Origin of the sequence: Neorhizobium galegae, assembly GCF_017877135.1 — a bacterium.
GTDB classification, from domain to species: Bacteria; Pseudomonadota; Alphaproteobacteria; order Rhizobiales; family Rhizobiaceae; genus Neorhizobium; species Neorhizobium galegae_A.
In genome coordinates this window covers 117,292-133,411 of the sequence record NZ_JAGIPH010000006.1, presented here as the reverse complement: position 1 = coordinate 133,411, position 16,120 = coordinate 117,292, and the positions used below count along the sequence as shown (strand labels likewise).

At 63.5% G+C, this 16,120-nt stretch carries 13 protein-coding genes; 4 read left to right on the top strand and 9 right to left on the bottom strand.

Translation table 11 applies throughout. From position 1 onward, the window contains the following. Window positions 1-5: 5 nt before the first annotated feature. Both J2858_RS17675 and J2858_RS17670 read left to right on the top strand, forming a co-directional pair. The gene (locus J2858_RS17675; protein ID WP_210106153.1) at window positions 6-761 is read left to right on the top strand and encodes an IclR family transcriptional regulator; all 756 of its coding nucleotides are present in this window, start codon (window positions 6-8) and stop codon (window positions 759-761) included. 199 nt (window positions 762-960) lie between these two features. Next, window positions 961-2,325 carry an amidase gene (locus J2858_RS17670; protein WP_210106152.1) on the top strand — a complete coding sequence of 455 codons (1,365 nt, stop codon included), beginning with the start codon at window positions 961-963 and terminating at the stop codon, window positions 2,323-2,325. A gap of 294 nt (window positions 2,326-2,619) precedes the next feature. Here J2858_RS17670 and J2858_RS17665 read toward each other — a convergent pair whose 3' ends face one another. Next, window positions 2,620-5,277: a nitrate reductase gene (locus J2858_RS17665; RefSeq protein WP_210106151.1), complete on the bottom strand. Its 2,658-nt coding sequence runs from the start codon at window positions 5,275-5,277 to the stop codon at window positions 2,620-2,622. Window positions 5,278-5,384: 107 nt separating this feature from the next. Here J2858_RS17665 and J2858_RS17660 point away from each other — a divergent pair, with 107 nt between their 5' ends. Both J2858_RS17660 and J2858_RS17655 read left to right on the top strand, forming a co-directional pair. Next, the gene (locus J2858_RS17660) at window positions 5,385-5,579 is read left to right on the top strand and encodes a type II toxin-antitoxin system HicA family toxin (RefSeq protein WP_210106150.1); all 195 of its coding nucleotides are present in this window, start codon (window positions 5,385-5,387) and stop codon (window positions 5,577-5,579) included. 5 nt (window positions 5,580-5,584) lie between these two features. After that, entirely contained in the window at window positions 5,585-5,983 is a 399-nt protein-coding gene (locus tag J2858_RS17655) for a type II toxin-antitoxin system HicB family antitoxin (protein ID WP_210106149.1), read from the top strand. Window positions 5,984-6,041: 58 nt separating this feature from the next. Here J2858_RS17655 and nirD read toward each other — a convergent pair whose 3' ends face one another. The 8 genes from nirD to J2858_RS17615 form a co-directional block, all read right to left on the bottom strand. Then, window positions 6,042-6,374 (bottom strand): nitrite reductase small subunit NirD, encoded by a 333-nt coding sequence (nirD, locus tag J2858_RS17650; protein WP_210106148.1) that lies wholly within the window; start codon window positions 6,372-6,374, stop codon window positions 6,042-6,044. Between the two features lie 159 nt (window positions 6,375-6,533). Beyond that, complete coding sequence (nirB, locus tag J2858_RS17645) at window positions 6,534-8,981, bottom strand: nitrite reductase large subunit NirB (RefSeq protein WP_210106147.1); 2,448 nt, start codon at window positions 8,979-8,981, stop codon at window positions 6,534-6,536. Window positions 8,982-8,986: 5 nt separating this feature from the next. Further along, window positions 8,987-9,784 (bottom strand): ABC transporter ATP-binding protein, encoded by a 798-nt coding sequence (locus J2858_RS17640; protein ID WP_210106146.1) that lies wholly within the window; start codon window positions 9,782-9,784, stop codon window positions 8,987-8,989. A gap of 13 nt (window positions 9,785-9,797) precedes the next feature. Next, the gene (gene ntrB, locus J2858_RS17635) at window positions 9,798-10,709 is read right to left on the bottom strand and encodes a nitrate ABC transporter permease (RefSeq protein ID WP_210106145.1); all 912 of its coding nucleotides are present in this window, start codon (window positions 10,707-10,709) and stop codon (window positions 9,798-9,800) included. Between the two features lie 287 nt (window positions 10,710-10,996). Next, window positions 10,997-12,295, bottom strand: a complete 1,299-nt coding sequence (locus tag J2858_RS17630) for a CmpA/NrtA family ABC transporter substrate-binding protein (RefSeq protein ID WP_210106144.1) — start codon at window positions 12,293-12,295, stop codon at window positions 10,997-10,999. 897 nt (window positions 12,296-13,192) lie between these two features. Next, a complete protein-coding gene (locus tag J2858_RS17625; RefSeq protein ID WP_210106143.1) occupies window positions 13,193-14,467 on the bottom strand; it encodes a CmpA/NrtA family ABC transporter substrate-binding protein in 1,275 nt (424 codons plus the stop codon). 32 nt (window positions 14,468-14,499) lie between these two features. Further along, window positions 14,500-15,087, bottom strand: coding sequence for an ANTAR domain-containing response regulator (locus tag J2858_RS17620; protein ID WP_210106142.1), 588 nt, complete (start codon window positions 15,085-15,087; stop codon window positions 14,500-14,502). 122 nt (window positions 15,088-15,209) lie between these two features. Next, window positions 15,210-15,911, bottom strand: a complete 702-nt coding sequence (locus J2858_RS17615) for a GntR family transcriptional regulator (RefSeq protein WP_210106141.1) — start codon at window positions 15,909-15,911, stop codon at window positions 15,210-15,212. Between the last annotated feature and the right edge of the window lie 209 nt (window positions 15,912-16,120).

Below are 16,120 nucleotides of genomic sequence, written 5' to 3'. Positions count from 1 at the left end.
CGCACATGCGGGAAACGGATTTCATCGGGAGCTTTGCAAAAGGCCTGCGGGTCATAGAAGCCTTTGCGGATTCAAGCCCTCGCCTGTCCATTGCGGATGTCGCGCGCGTGACGGGGCTAGATCGAGCCACCGCCCGGCGCTGCCTGCTGACGCTGTCCGAACTCGGCTATGCGGACTACGACGGAAAGTTCTTTTCGCTGACGCCGCGCATCTTGCGCCTCGGCCATGCCTATCTTTCCGCCACGCCGCTTCCGCAGATCATCCAGCCCTTCCTCGATCGCCTGTCGGAAGAGGTGGGGCAGAGCGCATCCGCAAGCGTGCTGGACGGGGCGGAAGTGGTCTATGTGGCGCGCGCTTCGCAACGGAGGGTGATGTCGATCAACCTCATGCCCGGCAGCCGCCTTCCCGCCTATTGCGCCTCCATGGGCCGCGTTCTGCTGGCCGCCCTTGCTGGCGATGAAGCCCGCCAACTGATCGAGGCAAGCGATCGGCGCGCCTACACCCCCTTCACCCGCACAGAGCCTGACGTGCTTATGGACGAGATTGAGCGGGTGCGACGCCAGGGCTTTGCAGTGATCGACCAGGAGCTGGAGCTCGGGCTACGTTCCATTGCCGTGCCGCTCTCGAATGCGCGTGGCAAGGTGGTTGCGGCGCTGAACATCGGCGCCCCGGCAGCCCAGGTCACGCCGGAGACGATGGCAGAGCGCTATCTGCCGCCGCTGCAAACGGTGGCGCGACAGCTGCGTCCGCTGCTCCCTTGAGGCTGTCGCGACTCGGTTTCCGCGGTGACGACCCAGACCCGTTGACAGCTGTCAACTGATTCCCTTGCTGTCACTGCCGGGCAAAAGTGCAGGGGAGCGGCCGCACGGCAAGCCGCTTTTCGCGCCATCGGGCTTGCATGGCGCGCCAAAAAATCCGAGCATCTGCTGCCCGTATTTTTCCCCATGCCTGGATGTTTTGATGACCAGACCTTTGACGATCCGCACCGCCGCCGCAGCGCTTGACGCCGGCACCACGACGGCCAGCACCCTGGCCGATGACGCCCTGTCCCGCATCAGCGATCCGGCCGGCGAGGGCGCCCGTGTCTTCATTCGCCGCAACGATCAGCGCGCCCGCCACCTCGCGGCCGCCTCGGAGAGGACCCGCGCGGCAGGCTTTTCGCGCTCGCCGCTGGAGGGCGTGCCGATCTCGGTGAAGGACCTTTTCGACATCGCCGGCGAGACGACGCTGGCCGGCTCGGTTGCGCTGAAGGGTAGGCCGGTTGCCACAGGAAATGCCCCGGTTGTCTCCCGCCTGATTGCCGCCGGCGCCGTCATCACCGGCACCACCAATATGAGCGAGTTTGCCTTTTCCGGCATCGGCATCAATCCGCATTACGGCACGCCAAAAAATCCCTACGACCGCGCCACCGGCCGCGTGCCCGGCGGCTCCTCGTCCGGTGCTGCCGTGTCGGTAACGGACGGCATGGCGGTGGCGGCCATCGGCACGGATACCGGCGGCTCCATCCGCATTCCGTCTGCGCTTTGCGGGCTGACCGGCTTCAAGCCGACCGCGCGGCGTGTGTCGGCAAAGGGCGTCGTGCCGCTCTCCACCTCGCTCGATTCCATCGGTCCACTCGCGGCCAGCGTCACCTGCTGCGCCATCATCGACGCCATCATTTCGGCAAGCGGTGAGGGCGTGCCGGAGGCCGCGCCCATCCGCGGTCTACGCCTCGCCGTGCCGCAGACCGTGGTGCTGGACGGCATGGACAAGACGGTTGCTGCCGCCTTCCAGCGAACGCTCTCGGCCCTCTCCGCAGCGGGTGCCGTCATCACCGAGATCGAGATCCCGGAGTTCGAAACGTTGTCCGGTATCTATGCGCGCGGCGGGCTGGTGGCGCCGGAAGCCTGGCACTGGCACCGCGCCCTGCTGGAGGAGGCGGGCGACACCTACGACCCGCGCGTCAAGGCACGCATCCTGCGCGGGCGGGATTTGAGTGCTGCCGATTATCTCGATGCGCTGGCGGCGCGGGCCGCATGGACGGCTGGCGTGACCGAGCGTGTGCGTGGCTATGATGCGGTGATCCTGCCGACCGTTCCGATCATCGCACCGGAGATTGCGCCGCTCGTGGCAGACGATACGGCCTTCTTTGCCGCCAACGGGCTCATCCTGCGCAACCCCACCTTCTTCAACTTCCTGGATGGTTGCGGGCTTTCTGTGCCCTGCCACCGGCCGGACGAAGCGCCCGTCGGCCTGATGATTGCCGGAACCGCAATGCAGGACCGACACATCCTGTCCGTCGGCCTTGCCATCGAAGCGGTGCTGGACGCAGTCCGCGGCGAATGATCGAGGAGGGGAGGGGGGGCTTGCCCCTCCCGTCACTCTCGGGGGAAGCCGCTTGCCGCGACCACCCCCGCTCCCTCTTGGCTCGGCGGTTCGCCCGGTCGACTGTGGTTCAAGAAAATTGGCTTTTTTCTTTCCCGGTCCCTGAAGGCCGTGTTATAAATCAACGCATGCAAAGCATAGGTCCGTTTGGCCGCCCTGCCGCATAACCTTCAGCCCGCGGAAAAATTATCGGACATGAATCATGGTCGCGAGGCCGTGCGGTTAACCTGCCGTTTACCATGATTTCCGCACGGATCATTCGGCGGCCAGAACCTGCAAACTCTCAACGATGCGGCGGATTTCCGGCCGGCAGGAGCCGCAATTGGTGCCGGCCGACACGGCCTTCCCGACCGCCTCCACCGAGCAGCACCCGGCTCTCACTGCGCCCGCGATCTGGTTTGCGCCGATGTTGAAGCAGGCGCAGACGAGCGCGCCGGGATCCGGCCGATCCAGGGCGGGGCGGCCGGCAAGAAGCGCATGGCGCTCGACCGGATCAAGCTGTGGTTGGCCCAGTTGCGAGACGATCCAGGCGCGCGAGACCTCAACCGGAGATGGGCTGACGAAGAGCGCACCCACCAGCCGGTCCCCGGCGAAGAAGGCAAGCCGCGTCCTTTTGCCATGGCGGTCCATAGCGCCGCTGGCGGTCGCCTCTGTGCCGATGCCAAGGCTCTGCCTTGCCCACGCCTCCCAGTCCTCGATCGGTTGGGCGAAGGCAAGTTCGATCCGGTAGCCCGCCTCGGTCTTGGCGAGCGCCCGGTAAGACGCGCCCTGCGGCTGAGGCTTCTGGTGCGAAACGGCAAAGGCATAGGCAGCCGGCGCCGCGCGCTTCACCGAAACGGCGCCATGTTTCAGCGCCGGCTGGCCCGAAACCGGATCGGTGCATGGTGAAACCAGCGCGTTGATGCGGGCAGGGGACGCCGTCTCCTCCGTCCAGTGCATGGCGACGAAGACGGCGCCGCGGCGCTGCCGCTCAGTGAGGAGCGCCCGCACGGTGACGCGCCCTCCGCCGGAGGCGGCAATCTCCACGAGATCTGCATCGTTGATGCCGCGCGCCTTTGCATCCAGCGGATGGATCTCGCAGAAGGGCTCGCCGATATGGGCAGAGAGGCGGGCGCTTTTTCCGGTTCGCGTCATCGTGTGCCAGTGATCGCGGATGCGACCGGTGTTGAGCACCAGCGGAAAATCAGCCTCCGTCCGCTGCGGCACGGCAGACGGCGTGGGCACGAAGCGGGCCCGGCCATCGCCATGGAAAAAGCCGCCATCGGCGAAGAAGCGCCGGTCGAAGGCTAGCTGCCCCTGGCGCTGCGGCCATTGGAATGGCGTAAGCTCACTATAGGCTTCGGCGCCGATGTCGGCGTGGGCGCCGATGTCGAAATCGCGCTCGCCGTCGTTTTCGAAGGCGGACAGTGCGGCATGTTCGGCAAAGATATCGGCCGCGCTATCGTAAGCAAAGGCTTTCGCAAATCCCATCCGCTGCGCCACCGCCTGAAGCTGCCACCAGTCCGGCCGTGCCTCGCCGGGGGAGGGGAGGAATGGCCGCTGGCGCGAAATGCGCCGTTCCGAATTGGTGACCGTGCCGGATTTTTCACCCCAGCCCGTTGCCGGCAACAGCACATGGGCAAAGCGCGTCGTATCGGTGGTCCGCTCGATATCGGAGACGACCACAAAGGGGCAGGCGGTAAGGGCGGCCTTCACCTGGTCGGCATCCGGCATGGAGACGACGGGGTTGGTGGACATGATCCAGAGCGCCTTGATGCGCCCGTCTGCCACCGCCTCGAACATCTCGACGGCCTTCATCCCGGGTTTCTCAGCCATCCTCGGTGCGCTCCAGAAGCGCTGGACCCGCTCTCGGTGCTCAGCGTTCTCGATCGCCATATGGGCGGCCAGCATATTGGCAAGTCCGCCGACCTCGCGTCCGCCCATGGCATTCGGCTGGCCCGTCAGCGAAAACGGCCCCATGCCGGGGCGCCCGATGCGGCCGGTGGCCAGATGGCAGTTGATGATGGCGTTCACCTTGTCGGTGCCGACCGAAGACTGGTTGACGCCCTGGCTATAGCAGGTCACCACCTTTTCGGTTCGGGCGAAAAGCTCGAAAAACTGCCGGATCTGCAGGGCAGGAAGCCCGGTTGCGGTGATAAGATCGGCCATGGAAAGATCGGCGGCGGCAAGCGCCTGGGCGAAACCCTGCGTATGGGCGCCGATGTAATTTTCGTCGACGGCACCGGTGCGGGCAAGATGGGCAAGGAGCCCGTTGAACAGCGCGACGTCGCCGTCGGCGTGGATGGAAAGGTGCAGATCGGCGATATCGGACGTCGCCGTGCGGCGCGGATCGATGACCACCACCGTCATTCCCGGCCTTGCCGCCTTGGCGGCGGCGATGCGCTGGAAAAGCACGGGATGGCACCAGGCCATGTTGGAGCCGACCAGCACGACGAGATCGGCAAGCTCCAGATCTTCGTAAGTACCGGGCACCGTATCGGCCCCGAAGGCACGGCGATGGCCGGCAACGGAGGAGGCCATGCAGAGGCGCGAATTGGTATCGATATTGGCCGAGCCGATAAAACCCTTCATCAGCTTGTTGGCGACATAATAATCTTCCGTCAGCAACTGGCCCGAGACGTAAAAGGCAACGGCGTCCGGACCATGCTCGGCAATCACGGTCGAAAACCGCTCCGCCACTCGGGCAATTGCGGCATCCCAGGAGGTAGGCTTCCCGTCCATTTCGGGTTGAAGCAGCCGCCCCTCCAGCCCGATCGTCTCGGCGAGCGCCGATCCCTTCGAGCACAGCTTGCCGAAATTGGCCGGATGATCCGGATCGCCGCGCACGCTGACGGCACCATCGTCTTCCACTCTTGCAATGACCCCGCAGCCGACGCCGCAATAGGGACAGGTGGTGCGCGTTTCAGTAGACATCCTGGTTGTGCCTTGCGAGTGTTGAAAGCTGAAGGCGATGCTGGTCTTGAGGTAGACCTTGCCGGAAAGCTCGCGGATGTGTATATAATTGCGCACTGGGTTGATCGATGACCGAACGCGACAGCCGAAAGATCATCCAGCGTCTCAAGGACGAAGGGTTTGTCGTCGTGTCGGTGCGCGGCTCACACCACAAGCTGCGCAAGGCTGAGCGGACGGTCATCGTTCCGCACCCGAAGAAGGATCTTCCGCTCGGCACGGCCCGCTCCATCGCGCGCCAGGCCGGCTGGATCGAGGAAGGATAGACCAGATGCGCCATTACATTGCCCTCGTCCACAAAGAAGCCGACAGCGCCTTCGGCGTGAGCTTTCCGGATCTGCCCGGCGTGTTTTCGGCAGCAGATGCGGAAAGCGATCTGGTTTCCAATTCCGTCGAAGCACTGCGACTGTGGGCTGAGGATGAGACGCTTCCCGATCCCACTCCGATAGAGGTGCTGCTGGCGCGAGATGATATCCGCGCGGAGCTTGGTCTCGGGGCTGTGCTCATGCGGATCCCGCTCATTGAAGACGACAGCCGCGTGGTGCGCGCCAACGTGACATTCGAGGCCGGCACGTTGAAGGCAATTGATGACGAAGCCGCCAGACGTGGCCTGACCCGCTCGGCGTTTCTGGCCAGTTGCGCGCGCAAGGAAATCGAAACCCGCGGGTAGGGAAGGGCAGGCGGCCCGACGAGAATTTCGCCACGGCGCATCGGCGCCAGCATCCGCGTCATTCCGCGGCCACCATCAGCGGCTGTTCCAGCCTGATCGACAACTGGCCGTCGATGTTGCGCAACGGAATGGTTTTGACTGCCCCTTCGTCTGCTCCCAGCGCCTGTCCGGTTTCCAGCGAGATCACCCAGTTGTGCAGCGGGCAGGTGACGGCCTTGCCATGGACGATGCCCTGGGAGAGCGGCCCGCTCTTGTGCGGGCAGTGATCCTCGATGGCAAAGACCTCGTTTTCGGCGGTGCGGAACACGGCGATCTTGCCGTTTGGTGTTTTCACGCAGCGCGCGCCGCGAAGGGGGATGTCGTCGATATGGCCGATGTCGATGAAGGTCATGCGATGCTTCTCCTGGTTGAAGTCCCCTCCCCAACCCCTCCCCACAAGGGGGAGGGGCTCACAGTGCCGAACCGTCACGCGGAAAACGAAGCGGTGCTGCAACGAGTCTCCCCCCTCGTGGGGGAGATGGCCGGCAGGCCAGAGAGGGTATTGCTTTGCCTATTCCGCCGCCTCGCCATAGCCCACAGTCGCCATCGGCTTGAACTCGTGCTTGTCCTTGCCCGAGACGCGCTCCGACCATGGATCGACCTGGGCAAACTTCTGGGAAAACACGAAGCGCTCGTAATAGGCGCGGCGGCGGTCGGGATCCTGCATGATCTGGCAGCGGATCTCGTCATGGCCGATGCGCTTTGCCCATTTATAGATGCGCTCGAGATAACGCCCCTGTTCGCGGTACATCTGGGTGAGCGCCACGATATGCTCCAGCGCCTCGTCCTCGGTCTTCACCAGCCCCAGAACGTCGGTGCCCTTGATGTCGAGACCGGCGGCACCGGCGAAATGAATCTCGAAGCCCGAATCCACGCAAATGACACCAATATCCTTGCAGGTGGCTTCGGCGCAGTTGCGCGGACAGCCGGATACCGCAAGCTTCAGCTTGGCCGGCGTCCACGAGCCCCACATGAACTTTTCGATGCGGATGCCAAGGCCGGTCGAATCCTGCGTGCCGAAGCGGCACCAGTCGGAGCCGACGCAGGTTTTGACGGTGCGCAGGCCCTTGGCATAGGCCTGTCCGGAAATGAAGCCGGCCTTGCCGAGATCGGCCCAGACGGCCGGCAGGTCTTCCTTGTCGATGCCGAGAAGATCGATCCGCTGGCCGCCGGTCACCTTCACCATCGGGATTTCGAACTTGTCGACGACATCGGCGATGGCGCGCAGTTCGGCCGCGTTGGTGACGCCGCCCCACATGCGCGGCACGACGGAATAGGTGCCATCCTTCTGGATGTTGGCGTGGACACGCTCGTTGATGTAGCGCGACTGGTAATCATCGGCATATTCGTCCGGCCAGTCGGAGACGAGATAATAGTTGAGCGCCGGCCGGCACTTGGCGCAGCCGCAGGAGGTTTTCCACTCCAGTTCCTGCATCACGGCCGGGATCGTCTTCAGCCCCTTGGCCTTGATCAGGCGGCGCACATCGTCGTGGCCAAGCTCGGTGCAGGTGCAGATCGGCGTGACGGCGGCAGGGTTGTAGGCGTCGCCCAGCGTCAGTGCCATCAATTGCTCGACAAGACCGGTGCAATTGCCGCAGGAGGCAGAAGCTTTCGTGTGGGCACGCACGCCGTCCAGCGTCGTCAAGCCCTTGCCGGTTATCGCCGCCGTGATCTTGCCCTTGCAGACGCCGTTGCAGCCGCAGATTTCCGCATCATCCGGCAAGGCTGCAACGGCCGCCATAGGGTCCAGCGGGGCACCCCCCTGGTAGGACTGGCCAAAAATCAGGGTATCGCGCATTTGCGAGATATCAGTGCCCTTCTTCAGAAGATCAAAGAACCAGGAACCATCCGCCGTCTCGCCATAGAGCACAGCGCCGATAATGCGGTTTTCCTTCAGGACAAGGCGCTTGTAGATGCCGGCGGAGGCATCGCGCAGAACGATTTCCTCGCGGTCGGGCGCTTCGGCAAAATCGCCGGCGGAGAAGAGATTGATGCCGGTAACCTTGAGCTTGGTGTTGACGACGGAGCCCTGATACTCGGCGGTGCCGCCGGTCAGCCGGTGGGCGAGAATGCGCGCGCTCTCGTAAAGCGGTGCAACGAGCCCGTAACAGATGCCGCGATGTTCGGCGCATTCGCCAAGCGCGAAGATCGAGGCATCCGAGGTCATCATGCCATCGTCCACCACGATGCCGCGGTTGACGGCAAGCCCCGCCTCTTTGGCAAGACCTGCAGCCGGGCGAATACCGACGGCCATGACCACCATGTCGCCGAAGATCACCCGGCCGTCTTCCAGCTCGATGCCTTCAACCTTTTCCGTGCCGAGAATCCGCTTGGTATTGGCCTTGGTGATGATCTCGATGCCGCGCTCGTTCAGCGCCTTTTCGAGAAGATAGGCGGCGGGCGGATCGAGCTGGCGGTCCATGATGGTCGGGTTGAGGTGAATGACGGTCACCTCCATGCCCTGTCGCTTCAGTCCGTAAGCCGCTTCAAGCCCGAGAAGGCCCGCACCGATGACGATGGCGCGGCCTTTGCCCTTGGCGATCTCCAGCATGGCGTCCACGTCATCGAGATCGCGGTAGGCGAGAACGCCGGGCAACTGGCGACCGGGCACCGGGATGATGAAGGGGAGGGAACCGGTGGCGATCACAAGCTTGTCGTAAGCGGCCGAGATGCCGTTTGCCGATGTCACGGTTTTCGCCTGCCGGTCGATGCCGGTGACTTTTGCGCCCTTGTGCAGCGTCACGCCATGCGCGGCGTACCAGGCGTCATCATGGATGACGATGTCACTATATGCCTTTTCGCCCGAGAGAACCGGCGAGAGCATGATGCGGTCATAGTTGACGCGCGGTTCGGCGTTGAAGATCGTCACGTCGTAAAGGCCGGGCGCCTTTTCAAACAGCTCTTCCAGCATGCGCCCCGGCGCCATGCCATTGCCGATGATAACGAGTTTTTCCGCCATGTCGGTTACTCCGCGGCTTCGACGAAGCGGTGGCGTTCGTAGAGGAACTTCAGCACGGCTTCGCGGGATTTGAGATAGGTGCGGTCGGAGGCAAGCGCGATGCGGTCGCGCCCGCGCGGGATCGGCACCTCCAGCACTTCGCCGATCCTGGCCGCCGGCCCGTTTGTCATCATCACGATGCGATCGGAGAGCAGCACCGCCTCGTCCACATCATGGGTGATCATGATCATCGTGTTGCCGAGCCGTGCGTGAATTTCCATCACCGCATCCTGAAGGTGGGCGCGCGTCAGCGCATCGAGCGCGCCAAAGGGCTCGTCGAGCAGCAGGATCTTCGGCTCCATGGCCAGCGCCCGGGCAATGCCGACGCGCTGCTTCATGCCGCCGGAAATTTCCGACGGGCGCTTGTCCTTGGCATGGGCCATCTGCACGAGGTCGAGATTGCGCATCACCCAGTCATGCTTTTCGGCGCGCGTCTTCTTGCCGGCAAAGACTTTGGAGACGGCGAGATTGACGTTCTCATAAACGGTCAGCCACGGCAGCAGGGAATGGTTCTGGAACACCACGGCGCGCTCCGGGCCGGGTGCATTCACCTCGGCATTGTCAAGCAGCACCGCGCCGGACGAGACGCGGGTGAGCCCGGCAATGAGGTTCAACAGCGTGGACTTGCCACAGCCGGAATGGCCGATGATGGAGACGAACTCACCCTTGTCGATGGTAAGCGAAATATCTTTCAGCACTTCAGTCTTCGTACCGGCGCGTTCGAAATTCTTGTCGACGTGATCGATTTTCAGGTAGGCGCTCATGGGGTCGTCTCCTTTAATTCTTGGCCGTGCCGCGGGTGACGATCGAGCCGACGAGGCCAACCAGTTTGTCGAGGACAAAGCCGGTCACGCCGATATAGGCGAGCGCCACGATGATGTCGGTGAGGCGCGAGGAATTCCACGCATCCCAGATGAAGAAGCCGATGCCGACGCCGCCCGTCAGCATTTCCGCGGCAACGATGGCAAGCCACGACAGGCCAACGCCGATGCGAAGACCGGTGAAGATGTAAGGCGCGGCCGCCGGCACCATGATGCGGACAAAAAATTCCAGCGGATTGAGGCGCAGCACGCGGGCGATGTTGCGGTAGTCGTCCGGGATATTGCGCACGCCGACAGCGGTGTTGATGATGACCGGCCAGATCGAGGTGATGAAGATCACGAAGATTGCCGAAGGGTTGGAATTCTGGAAGGCGGCAAGGGACAGCGGCAGCCAGGCAAGCGGCGGCACCGTGCGCAGCACCTGGAAGATCGGGTCAAGCCCGCGCATGGCCCAGACGGATTGTCCGACGACGGCGCCGAGGAAAACACCGGCCACGGCGGCAAGGCCAAAGCCCATCGCCACACGCTCCAGCGAGATCAGCACGCGCCAGGCAAGACCGATATCCTGCGGGCCATTGTTGAAAAAGGGATGGGCGATGAGGTCATAGCTCTCGCTCCACACCTGCGACGGGGCAGGCAGGTTGGCGCCCGGATGTGAACAGGCAATCTGCCAGATGCCGAGCAGCGCCAGAAGCACCACGAGCGGCGGCACGACATTGCGCAGCAGCGCCATCGCCACGGGCTTCAGGTTGAGTTTGGGCGCCGGACGGCGCGACAGCGCAACGACGGTGCCGCTTGTGCCGGCCGCTGCCTTTGCCATGGTCTTGGCCGTCATCTCGGTCTCGGCCTTGCGGGCTGTTGCGGTCATGATGTGGTCCTCTCGGGCGCAGTTATCAGGATCAGTCACAGGTCATCGGGTGGTTTCGGGCTGTCTCGATCCCTTGGCCCCTTCTCCCCGCAAAGGGGGAGAAGGGGTTTTGCATGGAAGAAAGTCCCCTCCCAAACCCTCCCCACAAGGGGGAGGGCTTAACCCGGCGCCCGCTCTACGGCAGGAACCGAACACCTGCCGCGTTGGGTCTCCCTCCTTGTGGGGGAGATGGCCGGCAGGCCAGAGGGGGTCTCCTTAGAAGGGCGCCAGCCTGGTGAGGGGCAGCCTCAGGCGCTTGCCTTGATTGTCAGGCTGTCGAGATAGGCTTTCGGATTGTCCGGATCGAAAACCTTGCCGTCGAAGAAGGTCTCTTTTCCGCGCGAGGAACTGGCCGGGATGTCGGCAGCAGCGACACCGAGATCCTTGGCGGCAGCGCGCCAGATGTCCTCGCGGTTCACCTTGTCGACCAGCGCCTTGATATCCGTGTCTGGCGCAAACTTGCCCCAGCGGATGTTTTCGGTGAGGAACCAGGCATCGTGGCTCTTGAAGGGATAGGAGGCGTGGTCCTTCCAGAACTTCATCTCGAGACCGGACTTTTCCACCACACGGTCATTGCCGTAATTGATGGTGCCCTTCAGGCGCCCGGCCACATCCTTCGGCGGCACGTTGAACCACTGGCGCTTGCCCAAAATGGCGGCCATCTCTTCCTTGTTGTCCATGCTGTCGGCCCAGATCTGGGCTTCCATCACGGCCATCATCAGGGCGCGGGCGGCATTCGGGTTCTTCTCGATCCATTCGGAGCGAAGCCCCAGCGCCTTTTCCGGATGGCCCTTCCACAGCTCGCCGGTGGTACAGGCGGTAAAGCCGATGCCCTGGTTGACCAGTTGCTCGTTCCACGGCTCGCCCACACAGAAGGCATCCATGTTGCCGACCTTCATGTTCGCCACCATCTGCGGCGGCGGCACGACGATGGTGGAGACGTCCTTGTCCGGATCGATGCCGCCGGCGGCGAGCCAGTAGCGGATCCACAGATCATGCGTGCCGCCCGGGAAGGTCATCGCGACCTTGATTTCGTTGCCGGCGGCCTTCTTGGCGGCAAAGGCCGCCTTCAGCTTGGAAGCATCCAGCTGCACGCCGGTCGATGCATATTCCTTCGCAACCGAAATGCCCTGGCTGTCGAGGTTGAGGCGGGCGAGGATCGACATCGGCACGGCGACATTGTTTTGCGTCACCTTGCCGGTCGACATCAGATAGGGCAGCGGCGTCAGGATATGGGCGCCATCGATGCCGTTGGCAGCGCCGCCGAGCACGAGATTGTCGCGCGTCGCCCCCCAGGAGGCCTGCTTCAGCACTTCGACGTCCGGCATGCCATGCTTGGCAAACAGGCCCTTCTCCTGCGCGATGATCAAGGGTGCGGCATCGGTGAGCGCGATGAAGCCAAGCTTCACGCCCTTCACTTCCGGGCCGGTTCCTGCGGCAAAGGCGCCTGAGGGAAAGGCCATGCGGACCGCGCCGATCAAGCCTGCGGCTGCGGTCGTCTTCAAAATTCCGCGGCGGCTCAACGCTCTGCCTGTCGTCTTCGTCATATGCTGTTCCCCTTTTTCGGTGACGGAGATGCGGAAAAACAAAAAAACGCCGCCCGGTATGATGCGCGCCACAGGCAAAATCCCATGGGTTGCAAAAACCAAGCGACGTCGGTGTCTCTGGTGAACGCGGTCTGGAGCGTTCTTTGTCTCCGGTCGCCGTTGACCGGATGCGTTAATCAATGCAAAGGCCGTGCCAGTTGCATGGGTAATTATCTATCTGGCTGAAAGAACTGGCTCTTCTGGAAAATATCCGTCGTTAATCCGCGGCAGCATTCGCGTCAAGCCTGCATAAATTGCGGGCATATGCTGCAATTGCCTAAAACATGCCGCACGGGAAATGGGCAGTGGGAGGGGCGGCGCAGATGGATTTGGCCTAGTGGAGCGGGCTGGTGACGTTACATTTGCCGTTTTACCCCCTCTGCCCTGCCGGGCATCTCCCCCACAAGGGGGGAGATACGATGCGGCAAGCGTCCCGTTCCCGCAGCAGAAGCTGCGGCCGGGTTAAGCCCTCCCCCTTGTGGGGAGGGTTTGGGAGGGGACTTTCTCCATATGCGATAGCCCTTGCACGCGGGGGAGATCAGCCCGAGGTTCATGCCGCGGTCACAATTGGTCGGGTGGCGCCGCATCTAGCCTTACCCCCCCCTCTGTCCTGCCGGACATCTCCCCCTCAAGGGGGGAGATCAGCGTGGGTTCATGCCGCAGTCCCACGTACACATCTTGCCGCCGCCGGGCGGGCGCCAAAACGCGGATTGGTGCCTGTTCGGCAGACACTTTGATTTCCGGGGATCGAGACCCCGTTTCCAGCTGATCTCCCCCCTTGAGGGGGAGATGCCCGGCAGGGCAGAGGGGGGTGAACCGCGAGCGCAAGGTCAGCGGTCACGCTCACCAGTCACGCGCTCAAAAATCCTGCTGATCACTCCCCGCAGCCCCACCGCTTCTGACGGCAAAGCCCGCGACGTATTCCTGCATTCGCGCCGGATCGAAAACATGGCCGTCCATGAAACGGTCGTTGTCCGCGACACCCTCAAGACCTTCGCCGCCATCGACTGGCGCAGCGTCAGCCCCGAGCGCCGACCGATAGAGATCCGGGCGAAACGCGCTTTTTGCCTTGGCAAGCGCTTGCTCGCCATAGCCGGTCTGGCCCCAGCGGATCATCTGGCTGAAAATCCACAGGGCCTGATTTTCGCGCGGCAGGTTGGCACTTTGCCGGTGGAACTGGAAGTAATCGGGGATCACCCGGCGGTTGCCCTTGGCATCCAGGCTAAACTCGCCGGCGAGCACATGGCGGATGATGTCCTTGGAGGCTGCAATATATCGCGGCCCCGCCAGCATGTCGGCGAGTGTGTCATGGTTGTCGGCATCGTCGCACCAGCGTGCGGCGGCATCGAGCGCCACGATCAGCCGCGAGACAGTGTCTGCATTCGCCTCGGCCCAGTCGGGCCGCATGCCGATGACCTTTTCCGGTGCCGAGGGCCAGATATCCTGTTTGGCCGCGACGATGCGCCCGACACCACGCTCGCAGGCCACCATGTTCCACGGTGCGCCGACGCAGAAGCCGTCGATGGCGCCGGCCGCCAATGCATCGGAGGTGAGGGGAGGGGGCACCACGACCAGCTTCACGTCGCGATCCGGATCGATGCCGCCGGCCGCCAGCCAGTAGCGGAATTCGTAGTTGTGCGAGGAAAAGGGATAGGTCATGCCAAGTGTCGGCGGCTGTTCGCGCCGCTCACGCATATCCTGAACGACGGCGGAAAGCGCCCGCGCATTTTCGAGCGCCGAGGCCTGCTCGCCAAGCCCCGTCAGCGCCTGCATGCGGGCAAAGAGCCGGGTGGAGAGCGTGATCGCATTGCCGCCGCGCCCCAGCGAAAACGGCGTGATGGTGGGCGAGGGGTTGGAGCCGAGGCCGAGCATGGAGGCAACCGGCATGGGCGAGAGCATATGGGCGATATCGAACTGGCGAAAGGCCAGCCTGTCGCGCACATTGGCCCAGGAGACATCCCGCACCAGATCCAGCGTCAGGCCCTCGCGCGCGGCAAAGCCGGCCTCGAGCGCGGCAATCAGGATCGAGGCATCCATCAGCGGAATGAAGCCGGCGCGCAGCACGCGCTGCTCGCGCCCGGCAAGGATGGCCGGGCCAGCCGGTGCGCCGATGTCTTCCACCTTCGTTGCCATGTCACCCGCTCCCGCATGTCCCGATCGTTCAATCACAGCAGCAACCCCGCTGCCGTCACGACGCTCTGGGCGATGTCGGCCAGTTTCTTCTTCTCGTTCATCGCCGTCTGGCGCAGAAGCGCAAATGCTTCTTCTTCCGACAGGCCACGCATCTTCATCAGGATACCCTTGGCGCGCTCGATCACCTTGCGCTCGCCAAGCTGGCTGCGCGCTTCGGCCAGTTCCCGCTGCAGGCGGCTGAAGGCGTTGAAACGGCTGACGGCCATGTCGAGGATGGGCTTCACCCGCTCCTTGCGCAGCCCGTCGACGATATAGGCAGACACGCCCGCATCCACCGCCGCCTCGATGGAGGCCGTATCGGAGCGATCGACGAACATGGCGATCGGGCGCGAGACGGTACGCGTCAGCTGGAACAGGTGTTCCATCATGTCGCGATTGGGGTTTTCGATATCGATGATGATCACATCGGGCGACAGCGTCTCGATGGTGCGGGCAATGCCGGTCATCTCGTGGGCGACGGTGACGCGCAGATGCCCCGCCTCGCGCAAGCCTTCCTCGATGATGGCCGCGCGCACGGCATTTTCATCGATCACAAGAATGGTGAGGTCGGGGGCTCGCATAGAGAAGTGATGCCGCAGCGCAGCATGCTTGGCAAGCCTGTTTCCTCGCAAAAGGTGCGGTCTCTCACTGTCGTGGAGCGGGCCGGCTCATGGTCCGTTGTGAGTTCGAATGGGGCCGCTGCTCAGCTGCTGCGGGGCGCAAGCCTGCCATAGGCGCCGAGGATGAACCGTTCGGCCTGGTTGAGATAGGTCTCCATGCTGTCTGCGGCCTTTGCCGCCTGTCCCTCCTCGAATTCGGTGAGGATCTTCAGGTTCTGGTCAATGAAGGGGGCGTGCAGGAATTCGGGATCGCGCAAGAGGCCGAAGACGAGGCGCAGTTCCAGCGAGACTTCGAAGAAGAAGGCCGACAGGCGCGGGCTGTCGGCGAGTTCCACCACGGCGGCGTGAAAGGCGATGTCGGCGCTGCCGACACCGAGCCAGTCTTGCGTGCTGCGGCAGGTTCGGGCCGCATCGACAGCGGCGCGCATCTTCTTGGCGCTCGGGTGGCTGGGATGCGCCTGTGAAAGGGCCGGACATTCGATCATCCGGCGCACCCGGTAGATGTCCATGATCGTTGCCATGCTGGGGGTGGCGACGAAGACGCCGCGATTGGCCTCGTGGCGCAGAAGCCCCTCTTTGGTCAGCAGGCGAAACACCTCGCGAAGCGTGTTGCGCGACACCTGCATTTCTTCGCTGAGCGCCAGTTCCGACAGGTGGCTGCCGGGCGTCAGGCGGCCGGACACCACCTGTTCACGGATCCGGTCCGCCACCGTTTCGGCAAGCGTCTGGACAATGGTCGATTGCGCCTCATTTGCCGCGTTGTGTGCCGCGTTGAGTATTTTCATCTCGTCCCGATCCGCCCTGACCCGACTTGCGCTGCCCTGGTCCGTCTTCAACTGCCCCGTCCCCGTCTCTCCCTGCCGGGCTCTTCCGCCCTGCTGGAATCGGCATGTTCCACAGCCATAGGCGCGAACGGGAGGCCACAGCAACAGGAAAGCGCCTGCGCAGTGTGATGCACTGCACAACAGAATGGCATTTGATTACATGTAGGGCA

What these genes read in the sequence shown, in the direction of transcription:
- J2858_RS17675 (WP_210106153.1), top strand. Translation starts at nt 6, where the DNA reads ATGCGGGAAACGGATTTCATCGGGAGCTTTGCAAAAGGCCTGCGGGTC.
- J2858_RS17670 (WP_210106152.1), top strand. Translation starts at nt 961, where the DNA reads ATGACCAGACCTTTGACGATCCGCACCGCCGCCGCAGCGCTTGACGCC.
- J2858_RS17620 (WP_210106142.1), bottom strand. Translation starts at nt 15,087, where the DNA reads ATGCGAGCCCCCGACCTCACCATTCTTGTGATCGATGAAAATGCCGTG.
- ntrB (WP_210106145.1), bottom strand. Translation starts at nt 10,709, where the DNA reads ATGACCGCAACAGCCCGCAAGGCCGAGACCGAGATGACGGCCAAGACC.
- J2858_RS17630 (WP_210106144.1), bottom strand. Translation starts at nt 12,295, where the DNA reads ATGACGAAGACGACAGGCAGAGCGTTGAGCCGCCGCGGAATTTTGAAG.
- J2858_RS17615 (WP_210106141.1), bottom strand. Translation starts at nt 15,911, where the DNA reads ATGAAAATACTCAACGCGGCACACAACGCGGCAAATGAGGCGCAATCG.
- J2858_RS17625 (WP_210106143.1), bottom strand. Translation starts at nt 14,467, where the DNA reads ATGGCAACGAAGGTGGAAGACATCGGCGCACCGGCTGGCCCGGCCATC.
- J2858_RS17665 (WP_210106151.1), bottom strand. Translation starts at nt 5,277, where the DNA reads ATGTCTACTGAAACGCGCACCACCTGTCCCTATTGCGGCGTCGGCTGC.
- J2858_RS17640 (WP_210106146.1), bottom strand. Translation starts at nt 9,784, where the DNA reads ATGAGCGCCTACCTGAAAATCGATCACGTCGACAAGAATTTCGAACGC.
- J2858_RS17660 (WP_210106150.1), top strand. Translation starts at nt 5,385, where the DNA reads ATGACCGAACGCGACAGCCGAAAGATCATCCAGCGTCTCAAGGACGAA.
- nirB (WP_210106147.1), bottom strand. Translation starts at nt 8,981, where the DNA reads ATGGCGGAAAAACTCGTTATCATCGGCAATGGCATGGCGCCGGGGCGC.
- J2858_RS17655 (WP_210106149.1), top strand. Translation starts at nt 5,585, where the DNA reads ATGCGCCATTACATTGCCCTCGTCCACAAAGAAGCCGACAGCGCCTTC.
- nirD (WP_210106148.1), bottom strand. Translation starts at nt 6,374, where the DNA reads ATGACCTTCATCGACATCGGCCATATCGACGACATCCCCCTTCGCGGC.